The sequence below is a fragment of the Rhizobium sp. SRDI943 genome (assembly GCF_057653695.1).
Window position 1 is genome coordinate 3,364,838 of record NZ_CM172787.1, and the last position, 14,843, is coordinate 3,379,680.

General features: G+C 59.5%; 17 protein-coding genes and 1 pseudogene. 10 read left to right on the top strand and 8 right to left on the bottom strand.

Features of this window, described 5'->3' with window-relative positions; translation table 11 throughout:
* Positions 1-4 precede the first annotated feature (4 nt).
* The gene (locus AC245Y_RS17255) at positions 5-907 is read right to left on the bottom strand and encodes a branched-chain amino acid ABC transporter permease (RefSeq protein WP_003561974.1); all 903 of its coding nucleotides are present in this window, start codon (positions 905-907) and stop codon (positions 5-7) included.
* A gap of 543 nt (positions 908-1,450) precedes the next feature.
* Between AC245Y_RS17255 and cysQ the strand changes: the two genes are divergently transcribed.
* The 3 genes from cysQ (at position 1,451) to AC245Y_RS17270 (ending at position 3,617) form a co-directional block, all read left to right on the top strand.
* A complete protein-coding gene (cysQ, locus tag AC245Y_RS17260; RefSeq protein ID WP_012758699.1) occupies positions 1,451-2,248 on the top strand; it encodes a 3'(2'),5'-bisphosphate nucleotidase CysQ in 798 nt (265 codons plus the stop codon).
* Positions 2,249-2,436: 188 nt separating this feature from the next.
* Entirely contained in the window at positions 2,437-2,718 is a 282-nt protein-coding gene (locus tag AC245Y_RS17265; protein ID WP_157628340.1) for a hypothetical protein, read from the top strand.
* A gap of 173 nt (positions 2,719-2,891) precedes the next feature.
* A complete protein-coding gene (locus AC245Y_RS17270) occupies positions 2,892-3,617 on the top strand; it encodes a sugar transferase (protein ID WP_017994975.1) in 726 nt (241 codons plus the stop codon).
* A gap of 50 nt (positions 3,618-3,667) precedes the next feature.
* On the opposite strand, the pseudogene AC245Y_RS17275 reads toward AC245Y_RS17270, so the two are convergent.
* Positions 3,668-4,521: pseudogene (locus AC245Y_RS17275) on the bottom strand (LuxR C-terminal-related transcriptional regulator).
* A 399-nt stretch (positions 4,522-4,920) separates the two neighbouring features.
* Between AC245Y_RS17275 and sciP the strand changes: the two are divergent.
* Entirely contained in the window at positions 4,921-5,196 is a 276-nt protein-coding gene (gene sciP, locus AC245Y_RS17280; protein ID WP_007533628.1) for a CtrA inhibitor SciP, read from the top strand.
* Positions 5,197-5,219: 23 nt separating this feature from the next.
* On the opposite strand, the gene AC245Y_RS17285 is transcribed toward sciP, so the two are convergent.
* Entirely contained in the window at positions 5,220-5,786 is a 567-nt protein-coding gene (locus AC245Y_RS17285; RefSeq protein ID WP_017994976.1) for a paraquat-inducible protein A, read from the bottom strand.
* Positions 5,787-5,841: 55 nt separating this feature from the next.
* Between AC245Y_RS17285 and AC245Y_RS17290 the strand changes: the two genes are divergently transcribed.
* Positions 5,842-6,120, top strand: a complete 279-nt coding sequence (locus AC245Y_RS17290) for a GNAT family N-acetyltransferase (RefSeq protein WP_012758703.1) — start codon at positions 5,842-5,844, stop codon at positions 6,118-6,120.
* A gap of 204 nt (positions 6,121-6,324) precedes the next feature.
* Here the strand turns inward: AC245Y_RS17290 and AC245Y_RS17295 are convergent, their stop codons facing one another.
* Positions 6,325-6,675, bottom strand: a complete 351-nt coding sequence (locus AC245Y_RS17295) for a hypothetical protein (protein ID WP_003542353.1) — start codon at positions 6,673-6,675, stop codon at positions 6,325-6,327.
* A gap of 435 nt (positions 6,676-7,110) precedes the next feature.
* Here AC245Y_RS17295 and ctrA point away from each other — a divergent pair, with 435 nt between their 5' ends.
* Positions 7,111-7,812 carry a response regulator transcription factor CtrA gene (gene ctrA / locus AC245Y_RS17300; RefSeq protein ID WP_003542362.1) on the top strand — a complete coding sequence of 234 codons (702 nt, stop codon included), beginning with the start codon at positions 7,111-7,113 and terminating at the stop codon, positions 7,810-7,812.
* Between the two features lie 335 nt (positions 7,813-8,147).
* Here ctrA and AC245Y_RS17305 read toward each other — a convergent pair whose 3' ends face one another.
* Complete coding sequence (locus AC245Y_RS17305) at positions 8,148-8,510, bottom strand: response regulator (protein WP_003542364.1); 363 nt, start codon at positions 8,508-8,510, stop codon at positions 8,148-8,150.
* 121 nt (positions 8,511-8,631) lie between these two features.
* A complete protein-coding gene (gene chpT, locus AC245Y_RS17310) occupies positions 8,632-9,279 on the bottom strand; it encodes a histidine phosphotransferase ChpT (protein ID WP_003542366.1) in 648 nt (215 codons plus the stop codon).
* Between the two features lie 194 nt (positions 9,280-9,473).
* Between chpT and AC245Y_RS17315 the strand changes: the two genes are divergently transcribed.
* Both AC245Y_RS17315 and AC245Y_RS17320 read left to right on the top strand, forming a co-directional pair.
* A complete protein-coding gene (locus AC245Y_RS17315; RefSeq protein WP_012758704.1) occupies positions 9,474-10,061 on the top strand; it encodes a DUF1134 domain-containing protein in 588 nt (195 codons plus the stop codon).
* Positions 10,062-10,177: 116 nt separating this feature from the next.
* Complete coding sequence (locus tag AC245Y_RS17320; protein WP_012758705.1) at positions 10,178-11,344, top strand: coiled-coil domain-containing protein; 1,167 nt, start codon at positions 10,178-10,180, stop codon at positions 11,342-11,344.
* A gap of 70 nt (positions 11,345-11,414) precedes the next feature.
* Here the strand turns inward: AC245Y_RS17320 and AC245Y_RS17325 are convergent, their stop codons facing one another.
* Positions 11,415-12,239: a TrmH family RNA methyltransferase gene (locus tag AC245Y_RS17325; protein WP_017994977.1), complete on the bottom strand. Its 825-nt coding sequence runs from the start codon at positions 12,237-12,239 to the stop codon at positions 11,415-11,417.
* Between the two features lie 7 nt (positions 12,240-12,246).
* Positions 12,247-12,633 carry a hypothetical protein gene (locus AC245Y_RS17330; protein WP_017994978.1) on the bottom strand — a complete coding sequence of 129 codons (387 nt, stop codon included), beginning with the start codon at positions 12,631-12,633 and terminating at the stop codon, positions 12,247-12,249.
* A gap of 43 nt (positions 12,634-12,676) precedes the next feature.
* Here AC245Y_RS17330 and AC245Y_RS17335 point away from each other — a divergent pair, with 43 nt between their 5' ends.
* Together AC245Y_RS17335 and rpoH are read left to right on the top strand one after the other, a co-directional pair.
* Positions 12,677-13,702, top strand: coding sequence for an RluA family pseudouridine synthase (locus tag AC245Y_RS17335; RefSeq protein WP_017994979.1), 1,026 nt, complete (start codon positions 12,677-12,679; stop codon positions 13,700-13,702).
* A gap of 189 nt (positions 13,703-13,891) precedes the next feature.
* Positions 13,892-14,800, top strand: a complete 909-nt coding sequence (gene rpoH, locus AC245Y_RS17340; RefSeq protein ID WP_017994980.1) for an RNA polymerase sigma factor RpoH — start codon at positions 13,892-13,894, stop codon at positions 14,798-14,800.
* Positions 14,801-14,843: the final 43 nt, after the last annotated feature.

Consider the following 14,843-nt stretch of genomic DNA (forward strand, 5'->3'; position numbering starts at 1 on the left):
GACGTTATACCTTCTCGACTTCCGGCCGCCCGAGGATGCCGGTCGGCTTGAAGATCAACACGAAAGCCAGGATCGCAAAGGTCGCGACGTCTTTGTAGGCGATGGTGAAGTATGCCGACCACAGCGACTCGATAAGGCCGATAAGCAGGCCGCCGAAGACGGCGCCGGGCAACGAACCGATACCGCCGAGAACGGCTGCCGTGAAGGCCTTCACACCAGGCGTGAAGCCGTCGTTAAACGAGGCGACGCCATAATACATCAGGTACATCGTGCCGGCCACGGCCGCGAGTGCCGCACCCATAACGAAAGTGATCGAGATCGTCTGGTCGACGTTGACGCCGAGCAGCGCCGCCATCTTGCGATCCTGCTCTGTGGCGCGCTGGGCACGGCCGAGTGCGGTGCGATTGACGATGTACCAGAAGATCGTGAGCAGCACTGCCGTGATCACGATGATGATGATCTGTTTCAGCGACACCGAGATGTTGCCGAACTGGTAGACCGTGCTCACCATCGGTGGAATCGGCTTGTTGCGCGGGCCTTGCGTCACCTGGATGAAGTTGGACAGCGTGATCGACATGCCGATCGCGGTAATCAGCGGCGCCAGGCGGAAGGAACCGCGCAGGGGACGGTATGCGACGCGCTCGATCGTCCAATTCCACAAACTCGTCATCAGCATCGCGACAACAAGCATCGCCAGCAGCAGAACGGCCACCGGGAGACCTGCGAAGATGGATGTGAGGACGAGGAAGACGATAAGAGCGGCGAAACCACCAAGCATGAAGATGTCGCCATGGGCGAAATTGATCATGCCGATAATGCCGTAAACCATCGTATAGCCAATAGCCACGAGGCCATAGATGGATCCGAGCGTCAGCCCGTTTAAGAGCTGCTGGACGAAATACTCCATATGTCGTTTTCCCCTGGATGCGAGCCGAAAATGCTGCATCTCTTTTTGGTTCTTCAGTTCTCCGTTTCAGAGAACCTCATAGGCCGAATGCATAGCGGTTTCGTTGGAAATGTGAAGACAAAAAGGATTTACTTCGACAGATTCTTGTCTGAACAGGCCGAAATGGCGCGTTTTGAACCAAAATCCACAGAAAAACGGCAGAGCAGGGCCTATTTTTAGCCAGAAACCGCCACTGGGTTAACCGTCCGGAGATATCGCCGTCGATTTCCTGCGCCGCTTGCTGCGTAAGCTATTCCACAGAATTGGACAATGGAGCAAATTCAGACCCCAAGGCAGCTTCTTTGACGAATGCCATTTCACGAGCGATGCCCGCTTCTTCGTCTGACAAGGCTGAAAATTTATGGTAGCATCATCAGGCTTTGTATTGAGGGATGCGGAGCATGACGGGGAACACCATATAACTTGAGTATCTGGTTGTGACAGGGATGGTTTGCGGACGAGCGACAGCGGGGTGCTCGCCGCGTGGCGAACGGCAAAAGGACGATGCTGAGGACATTTGAAAAGGCGGCGCTCGAAGCCGGCAGGGCCATCATCACGGTCCTGCGCGAAGGCTTCCCCGTCGCCATGAAGGCGGATGCAAGTCCGGTCACGGTCGCCGACGAGGAGGCCGAGCGCATCATCCTCGCGCATCTCGCCAGAGATTATCCCGAAATACCCGTCGTGGCGGAAGAATCGGTCGCCGCTGGCAAAGTGCCCGACATCGATGGCCGAGGCTTCTTCCTGGTCGACCCTCTCGACGGCACCCGTGAATTCGTCGACGGACGGCAGGAGTTCACCGTCAACATCGCCTATATCGAGAACGGCGCCCCGATTGCCGGCATCGTCTATGCGCCGGCGCTGGGGCTTGCCTTCTCCGGAGAACGCGGCCACGCCGAAAGGCTCGTCGTCATGGACGATTTCACGGTTGGCGCACGCAGCGCGATCACGGTGCGCGAACAGCCGGACGACAGGCTGGCGCTTGCAAGCCTTCGCCACAACAGCCCGGAGACTGGAAGCTTCCTCGCCGATCAAGCGATCTTCAAATGCACCAATATCGGCTCCTCGCTGAAATTCTGCCTGCTGGCCGAAGGCAAGGCCGACGTCTATCCGCGTTTCACCCGCACGATGGAATGGGACACCGCAGCCGGCGATGCGGTGCTGCGCGCAGCCGGCGGTTCGACGGTGACGCTGGACGGGACGCCACTGACCTACGGCAAAACGGGAACGGCCGCCGATTTCGACTTCGCCAACCCGAACTTCATCTCCTGGGGCGGCAGGAAACGCGTCCTCGAACCGGCGTAACCACCCGCGGGAATCGCTGAAGACCGGCAAGCGGCAAATCCTTTGCATCGCCGCCACGTGTTCAGGCCCGCCGCTACGATCCGCGGTCGACCTCATGCATGCGCACCCCAACTGAGCGAGCCGCCTCCCCTTAAAGCGTGCCACGATCCTATTTCTAGCTGTGAAGTGATTCGCGTTATCGGGCCTGATTGAGCGATTCGGGCTGCGAATTCATTGCCCTGCATCTTTTCAAGACGCCGCGCGCCATCAATCCTGCCTTGATTTTGTCACATTTCGGCACGGCTTCGACGATGATCGATATCTTCATCAGAAAAATTTCGCATCGTCTTTCGTTAAGAAATACGCTTAAGAGCCACGGCCCACGTGTCGAATCGGCACGTCGCCAGCCTGCGGCGAACCCCTCCAAAGGCCTAAAAACTTTGACAAAATTCCAATTATTAACGAAATATCATGAGCTTGCCTCAACTTAACGCAAATGCGAAAGATTTGCTGCGATGCGATATTTCTCTGGACACCATTACACAATTGTCGCATTTTTCCGTTTTAGTAGGGTTACCAAGACCTAAGTGCAGCCCTGGTGACAGGGTAAACCATTGATCGCCTTTTGCCGCCGCGCCCCCTCGAAGACAACAGAGTACGATCCTTGAGCATCACGGAACTAAACAACAGCATTTCGACAGAGTCCTTCCGGCCGAGCCGCCGCCAGCAGCCGAGCCTGAAGATCCAGACCCCTGTTATCCACAGCGATGCGCCGCAGGCGCCGTTGCTGGATCTGGTCCTGAAGCGGGCGTTCGACATTGTTTCGTCGTTGAGCGCCCTCCTCGTCCTTGCCCCTTTCCTTCTGTTCGTCGCCCTGCTGATCAAGATCGACAGCCCGGGGCCGGTGCTCTTCAAGCAGACCCGCTGGGGCAAGAACTGCAAGGCCATCAAGGTCTACAAGTTCCGTTCCATGCGCACCGACCTCTGCGACGTCTCCGGCGTTGCCCAGACGGTAATGAACGATCCGCGCGTCACGCGCATCGGCGCCATTCTGCGCCGTACGAATGTCGATGAGTTGCCGCAGTTGCTGAACGTGCTGCTGGGCCACATGTCGGTCGTCGGTCCGCGCTGCCATGCGATCGGCATGCGCGCCGGCGGCGTGCTCTACGAAGAACTCGTACCGGAATATCATCAGCGCCATGCGATGCGTCCCGGCATGACGGGTCTTGCCCAGATGCGCGGCCTGCGCGGCCCGACCGATCGTCCGGCCAAGGCGCGTGCCCGCATCGCCAGCGATCTCTACTATGTCGGGAATTTCTCGATCTGGATGGATATGCGCATCGTTGCCGGAACAGTCGTGTCGGAGCTGACCCGCGGAAAAGGCTTTTAAAGCGCGTCGTGATCTTTCAGATCGGCTCCTCGCGCTTTCGGTCGTTGTTTTCACGCATGTCGCGCAAACCGATGCACACTTTGCGCGACATGCTGCCAAGCTTTAGCTTTGTGAGAAAGGACCGTCTGCATGCGGCTGACCGAATCGAGCTTGCACATCGCGCTCTTCAGATAACCCGCCACCGTATGCGACGAGAGATCGAGAATGATTGCGATCTCGTCGCTGCTCTTGCCGACAGCGCCGCTCGTCTTTTTAGACGCGCAAAGGACGCTGTAGCACTTTGAATTGCTGCGTGATTCCCTAAATCAATTCGTGGCAGGCATTCGATTTCGCGCCGGGTGAGCGTCTCCAACGGACCATCCTCCACGCTGCCGCTACGCGAAACCTTATTCAGAAGCTCCATGCAGCCGGAGAGCAGCGCCATCGCCTGCTCTCGCGTGGGCATAGGACAGCTGCCTGAAAAGGCGAAGGTGTATTGTTTCAGGTCAGCATCATGCTGCGCGAAGGCGAAGGTATTCTTCAGCCCGTGCATCTGAAAGAGCCTGTCGAGTTTGCGGTTTTCCTGATTGGCGGCGCTGCCCGCAAAAGACCCCTCCTCGCAGAAGACCGGCATGATCGCCCGCTTCATCGCGGTCACCAGTCTGCCGCAATAGAAGAGATCGGCAGCGTCATAAAAGCCGACAAGGCTTTGCAGCCAATTGCTGATCAACCGGTTTTCGGTGAAATCCGTGCGGTCGCCCCGCGGGAAAGCCGAGAGCAGATAGAAATCGAAGCCCACAAGCTTCGCCATCACCCCGAGCCGTTCCTTACCGTCGTTAAACGAAACCCCGACGCCATCGGCCTGCGAAGGCGAAAATGCAGCATCCTCAGCGCAGTCGCCGACTGCGCGTCCACGTCTTTTCATCTTTGTATCCTCGTATAGCCAGCTTCGGCTCAGCCTTGCTGCCGGCGGCGAAAAGTTCGCGTCGGGGCATCAGCAAAGACGGCTTCTTCGCCGCATCCCGAGGACACGAAGCCTCAAAAGCGCGAACTGGACCGATACAGCGGGACGAACGTAGACGACGTCTTGCGCTCATTCTTATGTTGCCGCACGTATCAGATCATCCCGGGAAATCAGCTAATATTTATTCCGCATGGCTCCCATGCGGGCGCTGCAAATTGACGTAGCAGCATGCCGCTGCCCGACGTCACCAGCCGGGCGGGCGTCTAAATTTGTTATCAAAGTCTTACGATGGGTTTAGGCAATTTTTAAATGTGGCAGGCTAGAGTGGGGTTCGTGGTCTTGCGTTGTGTAGAGAGTCCAATGACCGAAATGATACGTCCCCGAGTAAAATATGTCATCGGCCCCGATGGCAGCCCCCTGACGATCGCGGATCTTCCGCCGCCCAATACGCGGCGCTGGGTGATTCGCCGGAAGGCAGAGGTTGTCGCGGCTGTTCGCGGTGGCTTGTTGAGCTTGGAAGAGGCCTGCGAGCGTTACACGCTCACGGTCGAAGAATTCCTCTCCTGGCAGTCGTCGATCAACAGCCACGGTCTTGCCGGCCTGCGCACCACGCGCATCCAGCAATATCGTCACTGATCACACCCCAGCATTGACGACATTTATTTCGGGCCGGACGCATCTCCCGTTAGGGAATGAAGAAGGCCCGAAATCATTGACGAGGCTGCGTAGCACCAAAGGCCCGGCTGCGTGAATGCATCCGCCAGCCCCGTCGTCTTCGCCGCCGCAATGACGATCGCGACCAGCAGCACATCCATCATCGACCACTTGGACAGATGCGGTACGACGCGACGATAGAACAGGCTGCCGGCCCCACCGCCGGCGGCCGTCGCTTCCGCGGTGATCCCCATCGCCTCCACGGTGATGCCGACCATCTTCAGAAACGGGAGCAGGATCGAAACCAGGGCGACGATTGCCGCCAGCAGCCCGTCCCCGCCTTGCCATAGCGAGACGATGATTTCGATCAGCGACGGCGTCTTGTCGAAAAAATACAGCGTCTCGAAACGGACCAGCGGCAAGACGAGACCGAGCGCCAGGAAGAACGGCGCGGCCACGAGAAGCACGGGGCGAGCCATCGAAAGCGCACTCATTGCCCTGAATCTCTTATCGATCCGACATTTTGCATGAACACTCTGTCTCCTGCCTGTATTGCCTCTACGGCTTGGCACGACCGCGCTGCCATGTCACGGTCCGCTAAGACAATATCCGTTACGAGGAAAGACAATGGACATTCGAAGTGAGGAAGGCGCCTCCGGCGGCCGCTATGCGGCCGAGGTCGAAGGGCACGAGGCGGAGATGACCTATTCACGCACATCGCCGAAGCTCGTCATCATCGATCACACGGCCGTTCCCGATGCGCTGCGCGGAAAAGGTGTCGGCCAGGCACTGGCGCTCCACGCCGTGGAGGCAGCCCGCACCGGCGGCTGGAAGATCATCCCGCTCTGCCCTTTCTTCAAGGCGCAGGCGCAACGCCATACGGAATGGAAGGATGTCGTGAATTAATGCATGTCGCCCAAAAACGCACAGCGCGCTTTGGGACAGGACATGCATAAGACAAATCGTCCCCGCGGGGGACGAATCTCGTTTCCCATGGGAGCGACGCATAAGGCAAACACCAAAAGCCATGTATAACGGACAGCGCGCCCATCATACATGGCTTCTCAGTGGCGATCCCAGGGCGCCAAAGCCGGCACCCAGCCGTTTCTGTTACGCCCTTGCTCTGGCGCCGCCGTCACGCTCTTCCAGCGCTGTGGCCCTTGCATATTCCGCCTGCATCTCCTCGAGCGCCATTTCCAGCGTCTCTTCCTGCATCTTCAGTTCCTTGATCGAAACCTGCAGGTTGTCGGCCCGCTGACGCGCGGCCTTGGCGAAGGTCGGATAAGCAAAGTGATTCGGGTCGGAAATACCGGACTTCTTTTCCTCGACAACGATCTGGCTCTCCAGATCCTTCGTCATCCGTTCGAATTCGGACATCATCATCTGCAACTGCTGCAACTGACGTCGTTTTTCGTTCACCTGAAATTCCTTCAGGCGAACGAGACTTTCTCGCGACTTCATACGCATTACTCCCGTGATGCGAGACCCCGGCTCAACTTGAAACCGCCCTGCGCGCCGCTTTGACACGGTTTGCTAAAAAATTTCCTGCGATATTAACAAATACCTACCGCTGGTAACCTTTCGTTTACGGGCATCGTTAATGATAGGCCCGATGATTTAAGGGTCGGTAAATGCCGCGGCATAAGTTCGAACCTTTTCATTGGCGAGTCGGATGAATCACTTAGCGCTGTTTCCTAATGTTAAAGTTGAGGAGCACCTTTTTGAGATTCCTATTGGAAAACAGAGAAATGGAAAAATTGTTTAATAAATTCGATACTCCTTGCCAGAGTGAATTAGAATTTGTTAACCATTTCGTGGCAGCTTTCAAATCACGTAGCGTGTTCGGTATCGTGTAGGGGGCCAGACCACCTTTCGGCGGCGGTAAAGGGGATAATTATGCGGGTACTTCTAATCGAGGATGACAGCGCGACGGCGCAGAGCATCGAGTTGATGCTGAAATCAGAGAGTTTTAATGTTTATACCACCGATCTCGGTGAAGAAGGCGTCGATCTGGGCAAGCTGTATGATTATGACATCATCCTTCTCGATCTGAACCTGCCCGACATGTCCGGATATGAAGTGCTTCGCACTCTTCGGCTGTCCAAGGTCAAGACACCGATCCTCATCCTGTCGGGCATGGCCGGCATCGAAGACAAGGTTCGCGGCCTCGGTTTCGGCGCTGACGACTACATGACCAAGCCGTTCCATAAGGACGAGCTCGTCGCCCGCATCCACGCCATCGTCCGTCGCTCCAAGGGCCACGCCCAATCGGTCATCATGACCGGCGAACTGATCGTCAACCTCGATGCCAAGACGGTCGAAGTCGGCGGCCAGCGCGTCCACCTGACGGGCAAGGAATATCAGATGCTGGAGCTGCTTTCGCTCCGCAAGGGCACCACCCTCACCAAGGAAATGTTCCTGAACCACCTCTACGGCGGCATGGACGAACCGGAACTGAAGATCATCGACGTCTTCATCTGCAAGCTCCGCAAGAAGCTCGCCAACGCTGCAGGCGGCGCCAACTATATCGAGACCGTCTGGGGCCGTGGTTACGTTCTTCGCGAGCCGGATGGTGCCGAATACGCCGAAACCGCCTGATATTTTTTTCCGATCCCCCTTGTCGGACAAACGAAGATCCCGCCTTTTCGGCGGGATTTTTCGTTTCTGCCTGCGGGCAATAAGAACCCACCCTCACAACACATGACCTCAGGCCGGATCGGCCTGAGATGCTCTGTCATTTCGATCTAGAGCATGTCTCGCAAAAGTGTGCAGCGGTTTTGCGATAAAGACATGCGGAAAAGCAAAGACCTAAAGCGTGGCAAGCGAATCTGAAAGATCGCGACGCTTTAGGAAATAGCGTAGGGCGGCTGAAACCGCTTGCACTCGGCATCATGCGCCAGTGATGCCGATATCGGCGAAAAGAGATCTGCCGGTCAGGCGGCGATCGCGCGGTTTCCGAAAACGGCGGTCAGGATCTTACGATCGAACGGCTTCAGCAGGAAGTCGGTAGCACCGGCCCGTTTGCCCGCCATCAGTTTCTTCAGATCCGCCTCGACGACGCAATAATAAATCTTGACCTCTTTGCCGCCTTCCATGGCACGGATGGCGGCGATGAGGTCGAGGGCGCCTTCCATGCCGGAATCGACGATCAGATATTCCGGCAGTTCCGCCTGGCAGCGCTGCAGCGCTTCGCCGGCGTTGGAGGCTTCGCTGACGAGAAAGTCGAGTTCGGAGAGAATGCGCTTGCCGACCTTACGGACGATGTCCGAATTATCGGTGATCATGAACCTTTGCATGGCCGCTCCTTTGCCCCCGCATTCGTCGCAGCAAGAGGCCTCTTACAACCCTGGAGAATAGGTCCATCAGGCTAACGAATCGTTACCGGACGGAGCGCCGACGCACGTCTGCGCTCCGAAATCAGGCTGCCGCAGCCACTGCCGTGAACACCAGTTCGTCGGCGCTGGCGCTGTGATCAAGCGTCATTCCGCACTCCTGCGCCAGAAGCACGGTGTAATAGGGCTGGATCGAATGGGCATCGATCGCCTCCTCGATCGTGCCGGTCGATATCTCGACGAATTTCGGCGGCAAGCGCATCAACTTGCCTTTGGACGTGAGCTTGAACTTGGCATCGAACTCGGGATTTTCGAGCGTTACCTCAAGCACGCCGCCGCGCGGAATGGCGGAATAGGCAACGAGGAAGAGGTTGAGCAGCAGCTTGACACGGTTCTTGGCGACGATCGCGCGCGGTCCGTTCCAGATCACCTCGGTCTTCTTCTCGGCGACGGCGAAATCCTTGGCTGCACGCTCGGCCTCGCCAGTGTCGATCGATGCGCCGACGGAACCCGACGCGCCGAAAGCGAGACGTGCGAATTTCAGGCGGACGGAAGCGTTGAGCGCGCTGGTGCGGATCAGGTCCATCGCGTCGGCATCGGCGCCGCCCTCATCCAGGAGTTCCAGCCCGTTGTTGATCGCGCCGACGGGCGAGATGACATCGTGGCAAACTCGGCTGCAAAGAAGCGCGGCCAGATCTGGGCCGGACAGGGTGAGATTGGGGTTCTTGGACATCATTGTCTCCTGATGGGCGGCAATTTCATTGCGCCCGGAATATGCTTCATCAAAATTGCGCGAAGTTTGCGATCGTACTCGATGCCATAATGACACCATATTTGGTAAACCGATTGTTAAGATCATCGGCGCAAAATGCACCAATCGCCGCGAGCGGTTGCCCGCTCCTAGCCAAACGACGAACGGATGACACCATGCGCCCTCGATTTCCGCACCGATTCATCGGCTTCTGCAGGTTACTTTCGGCCCTCATCTTCTCCTCGCTGATGGTTGCCGGGCCGGCTGCCGCCCAGGACAACGGCCAGTACACGATGCAGGAAATCGTCGACGCCGGCCACTCCTTCTTCGGCTCCGCCAGCGGCGGACTTGCCAAAGTGGTCGAGAGTGCCTTCCAGAAATATGGCCTGCCGAACGGCTATATCCTCGGACAGGAAGGCGGCGGCGCCTTCATCGCCGGCCTTACCTATGGTGAAGGCCAATTGAACACCAAGAACGCCGGCGAACATAATCTCTACTGGCAGGGACCCTCGCTGGGCCTCGATTACGGTGGCCAAGGCTCGCGCGTGATGATGCTGGTCTACGACCTGCCTTCCGTCAACGGCATCTATGCCCGCTTCGGCGGCGTCAGCGGCTCGGCCTATGTGATCGCCGGCTTCGGCATGACGCTGCTCAAGAACAACGACGTGCTGGTCGTGCCGATCCGCACCGGCGTCGGCGCCCGCCTCGGCGTCAATGTCGGCTATCTCAAAATCACCCAGGCGCCGACCTGGAACCCCTTCTGAGGCCTCAAAGCCGCTGGAATCTGCCGCCGTCCCCACCGGCGGCCTTGCCATGCGCGTCACGCGTGCTTAATCATCGCGGCTGACCTCGTATCAACCTTCTTACCGATGGCCGCGCCGTGATCGAATATGCTCTCTTGTTCGGATTGGGCTTCCTGACCGCGGCCTTTCTCGTCTTTCTGGTCTCGCCCGCTGTTCACCGCCGCATCGTCTGGTATACGGAGAACAGGCTGAAAGCGACGATGCCGCTGAGCCCGCAGGAGGTTCGCGCCCAGAAGGATATGGTGCGCGCGCTCTATGCCGCCGAAAACGCCCGCACCGCCCAGGACCTTCTGCGTGAGCGCGAGAAATCCCTGTCACTCCAGCTTCGCCACGACGCCCTCGCCGTCGACGCCGGCAGGTTTGCCGCCGAGATCGGCGAATTGCAGGCCCAGATCGGCGAGATGCATGTCGAGGCGGCCGACCAGCGCTCGCATCTTCGCAAGGACGAGAACTATATCAGCCAGTTGAAGACCAATCTGCATATTGCCGAGCAGTCCGCTGCCAATAAGGAGAGCGAACTGACGACGATGAGGACGCGGCTGGGCAAACTCGGTGAACAGGCCGATGGGCTGAGGATAGACCTGGCCGCGCGCGAGACCGAGGCGGAGAGCCTGAAATTCCGCGTCAACGCGCTACGCGACGAACGCGACACGCTGCGCCAGGACGTCAGCTTGCTGCAGAAGCGCGCCAAGGATGCCGAACAGAAACTGACGCAGCAGCAGCATATGGTGATCCGCCTGGAGGATAAGGCCGCGCGCGAGAGCGCTTCCGCCACCGAAAAGGAAAACCTGGTCGCTCGTCGCCAGCAGGAGATCGCCAAGTTGAAGGAGCAGTTGAAGGCCGCCAACACCGAGATCCGCAAGGTCAACCGGGTGCTGCGCGACGCCGGCCTTGCCGGGTTGGTCGCGGAGCTGCCGGCGGAAATGACGGCCGAAGACACGACCACATCCACGTTCGACACCGCCATGATCACGGCTGAGATCGGCGAGGATGTCCGCAAGCGCAGCGCCGCCCTTGCCGAGCGCCTGCAAAAGGCAAAGGCCGTAACCGGACGCGACGGTGCGATCCGCGAGGAGATCGCCTCGATCGCCGCCAATATGGTGGCGCTGACCGCACTCAGCGAGGGTCCCGCCTCACCGATCCGCACGCTGCTCGTCGAAGCTGCGGAAAAGAACGCGAACGATCGTGTCAGCCTTGCCGACAGGGCGGCCGCGATCATCGCCGATCCCCCGCGCGCGCCATAGGACGCCCGGCGCGCCAACATGTTTGAATTGACGCAGAACCTGAAAATCGATTCCGATGAAAGGATGTGCGTTAGACCCGGCCCATCGCCGAGGCCATGGAAAACAACGCGATCCCCGTCGCCGTCGCGGCATTGAGGCTGTCGAGTTCCTCCGACTGCGGAATGCGCGCGCTCTGGAACCGCGCAAGCAGCGCCTCCGGCAACCCCTCGCCTTCAGTGCCGACGACGAGCGCCATGCGCGTCGAGGCGGGAATGGCGCGGATATCGGTCTTGCCGTGCGGCGAAAGCGTCCAAATGGCAAAGCCCCGTTCGGCAAGCGCCACGAGTACATCCAGCGCCTTGCCGCCGCGACGGTGCGGAACGCTCAGCACAGAACCGACCGAGACACGCAACGCCTTGCGGTAGAGCGGATCACAGGAGGTTTCGTCGAGCAGCACTGCATCCGCACAGAAGGCGGCCGCATTGCGGAACATCGAGCCGGCATTGTCGTGATTGGAAATGCCGCAGCCGACGAGCACCAGCGCCCGTTCCGGCAGCGCGTCGAGAAGGGCCGCCTCGCCGCGATCCTGTCGCCTCCCGAGCGCGAGAACACCGCGGTGCAGATGGAAACCGACGACGCCGTCAAGCACATCCGCCCCGGCGACATAGACCGGCACATCGGCCGGAAGCCGCTCCAGGATGGGCAGGACGCCCTCGACACGGTTGCGCAGCAGCAAGATCTTCTCGGCGAAAAAGCCGCGGCCTGCCGCATGCGCCTCGGCCAGCATGCGCAGCACGACCGTGCCTTCGGCGATGAAGCGGTTCTCTCGGCCTGTCAGGTCGCGCTCGCGGATCTCGCGGAATTCAGCGACGCGCGGATCGTCGGCGCTGTCGATGTCGATCGGGACGGCGGCCATGCCGGCCTCAATTGCCCGTAACAGTGACGTCCGCGACGGTGCGGCCGGTCCTGAGATCGTAAACCAGCGCCTTGTTCTTGCCCTCGCCCGTTTCGCCGTAGAACAGGATCTGCTCCGCCGAAAACGAGGTGGACTGCACCTTGAAGCCGAGCGGCAAGGAAACGGTCACCGCAAGCGGCGCATCCGAGGGCACGCCGGAGGCGGCAACAGCCGACGCCGTCTCCTTCGGTTCGCTGTGCATCACCTTGTAGACAACCGCGCCGAAGACCGCCATAAGGCTCACGAACATGATGGCGCCGGAAACGATCTGCAGGCGGACCATCTTGCGCCGGACACTTTCCATCGCCGGATCAAGGGGCTTCTCTTCCTGGTCGTCTGGCTCGATTGCTGTCATCTGTGCGTCCCGTTCTAAAAAAATACGTCGGAGAAGAAGCGTCTTGAGCGACCCCTTTAAACAAGCAGCCGGCAATAGAAAAGTCCTGACCGCCGATGAAAGCGCCGAAGGCCGGCTGGACGCCTGGCTGACGGCGCAGGTCGGCGAGGAATTTTCGCGCAGCCGCATCAAGGCGCTGATCAAGGACGGCCAGGTTTTTCTGCGCGGCGAACCCGTCACCGACCCGCAGCGCAAGGTACGCACCGGCGATAGTTTCGAACTCATGCTGCCCGAGCCGGAAGATCCGACGCCGCAGGGCGAGGACATCCCGCTGGATATCCTCCATGAGGATGACGACGTCATCGTCATCTCCAAGCCTTCCGGTCTCGTCGTCCATCCCGGCGCCGGCAACTGGACAGGGACACTGGTCAACGCGCTGATCCACCATTGCAGTGATACGCTCTCCGGCATCGGCGGCGTGCGCCGCCCCGGCATCGTCCACCGTCTCGACAAGGACACGACAGGCGTCATGGTCGTCGCCAAGAACGATATTGCCCATCGCCACCTGTCGCTGCAATTTGCCGACCATGGCCGCACTATGCCGCTGGAGCGGGCCTACCAGGCAGTCGTCTGGGGCCGGCCCCGCTCGCTGTCGGGCATGGTAGACGCGCCGCTTGGCCGCGCCACCGGCGACCGCACGCGCCGCGCCGTCAAACGCCCCGACAGTCAGGACGCCGACGAGGCGATCACGCATTACCAGGTGATCGAACGCTTCCATGAGAAGCCGGATGCGACCGCGTTCGCCTCGCTGGTCGAGTGCCGCCTCGAAACCGGCCGCACCCATCAGATCCGTGTCCATATGGCCCATATCGGCCATCCGCTGCTCGGCGACACGGTTTACGGCGCCGGCTTCAAGACCAAGGCCAATCTCCTGCCCGAAGAGATACGCAAGATCGTCAACGGTTTCGGCCGCCAGGCGCTGCATGCCTTCATGCTGCAGTTCGAGCATCCCCGCACCGGCGAAATCATGCATTTTGAGGTGCCGCTGCCGGATGATATGGTCGAACTGGTCGAAGCGCTGCGGCGATAAAGCCGGGCTCCGAATGCCGCCTGCCCAACTCACACCTGCGTGAGCGGCACCTTGAACCGCCGTTTCGCCACACTTATCTGTATATTGACTTAGTGCGGGCTCGGAGAGAGCCGCACGTCCCGGTTCGCCTTTTTTAACGCGAGGATGCGTTTCCATCGGGAACCGGAATTCACTTTAGGAGGGTGCACTATGGCCCGAAATACCTTGCCGTCCATTACCGCCGGTGAAGCCGGTCTCAATCGTTACCTCGACGAAATCCGCAAGTTTCCGATGCTGGAGCCGCAGCAGGAATACATGCTCGCCAAGCGTTATGCCGAGCATGGTGATCGCGATGCCGCCCACAAGCTCGTCACCAGCCATCTTCGCCTCGTCGCGAAGATCGCGATGGGTTATCGCGGCTATGGCCTGCCGATCGGCGAAGTCGTCTCTGAAGGCAATGTCGGCCTGATGCAGGCCGTCAAGAAATTCGATGCCGAGCGCGGCTTCCGCCTCGCCACCTATGCCATGTGGTGGATTAAGGCCTCGATCCAGGAATATATCCTACGTTCGTGGTCGCTGGTGAAGATGGGCACGACCGCCAACCAGAAGCGCCTGTTCTTCAACCTGCGCCGGCTGAAAGGCCGCATCCAGGCAATCGATGACGGCGACCTGAAGCCGGAGCACGTCTCGGAGATCGCCACCAAACTGAAGGTCTCGGAGGAGGAGGTCATTTCGATGAACCGCCGCCTCTCCGGCGACGCCTCGCTGAACGCGCCGATCAAGGCGGCCGAAGGTGACGGCGGTCAATGGCAGGATTGGCTGGTGGACGACCATGACAGCCAGGAAGACGTGCTGATCGAACAGGATGAGCTCGACACCCGCCGGCGCATGCTGGCGAAAGCGATGAGCGTGCTGAACGAGCGCGAACGCCGCATCTTCGAGGCTCGCCGCCTCGCTGAAGATCCAGTGACACTGGAAGACCTTTCGACCGAATTCGACATCAGTCGCGAACGCGTTCGCCAGATCGAGGTCCGCGCCTTCGAAAAGGTGCAGGACGCGGTTCGCAAGGAAGCCCTGGAACGGGCCAAGGCCGCCCGCGTCGTTGAAGCCACGGCATAACCTGCCGCGTGATACAATTGAAGAAGGCGGGTCCTTGCGGCCC

Coding starts and splice junctions, on each gene's coding strand:
- AC245Y_RS17255 (WP_003561974.1), bottom strand. CDS start 907: ATGGAGTATTTCGTCCAGCAGCTCTTAAACGGGCTGACGCTCGGATCC.
- cysQ (WP_012758699.1), top strand. CDS start 1,451: ATGCTGAGGACATTTGAAAAGGCGGCGCTCGAAGCCGGCAGGGCCATC.
- sciP (WP_007533628.1), top strand. CDS start 4,921: ATGACCGAAATGATACGTCCCCGAGTAAAATATGTCATCGGCCCCGAT.
- AC245Y_RS17290 (WP_012758703.1), top strand. CDS start 5,842: ATGGACATTCGAAGTGAGGAAGGCGCCTCCGGCGGCCGCTATGCGGCC.
- AC245Y_RS17295 (WP_003542353.1), bottom strand. CDS start 6,675: ATGAAGTCGCGAGAAAGTCTCGTTCGCCTGAAGGAATTTCAGGTGAAC.
- ctrA (WP_003542362.1), top strand. CDS start 7,111: ATGCGGGTACTTCTAATCGAGGATGACAGCGCGACGGCGCAGAGCATC.
- AC245Y_RS17305 (WP_003542364.1), bottom strand. CDS start 8,510: ATGCAAAGGTTCATGATCACCGATAATTCGGACATCGTCCGTAAGGTC.
- chpT (WP_003542366.1), bottom strand. CDS start 9,279: ATGTCCAAGAACCCCAATCTCACCCTGTCCGGCCCAGATCTGGCCGCG.
- AC245Y_RS17315 (WP_012758704.1), top strand. CDS start 9,474: ATGCGCCCTCGATTTCCGCACCGATTCATCGGCTTCTGCAGGTTACTT.
- AC245Y_RS17325 (WP_017994977.1), bottom strand. CDS start 12,239: ATGGCCGCCGTCCCGATCGACATCGACAGCGCCGACGATCCGCGCGTC.
- AC245Y_RS17330 (WP_017994978.1), bottom strand. CDS start 12,633: ATGACAGCAATCGAGCCAGACGACCAGGAAGAGAAGCCCCTTGATCCG.
- rpoH (WP_017994980.1), top strand. CDS start 13,892: ATGGCCCGAAATACCTTGCCGTCCATTACCGCCGGTGAAGCCGGTCTC.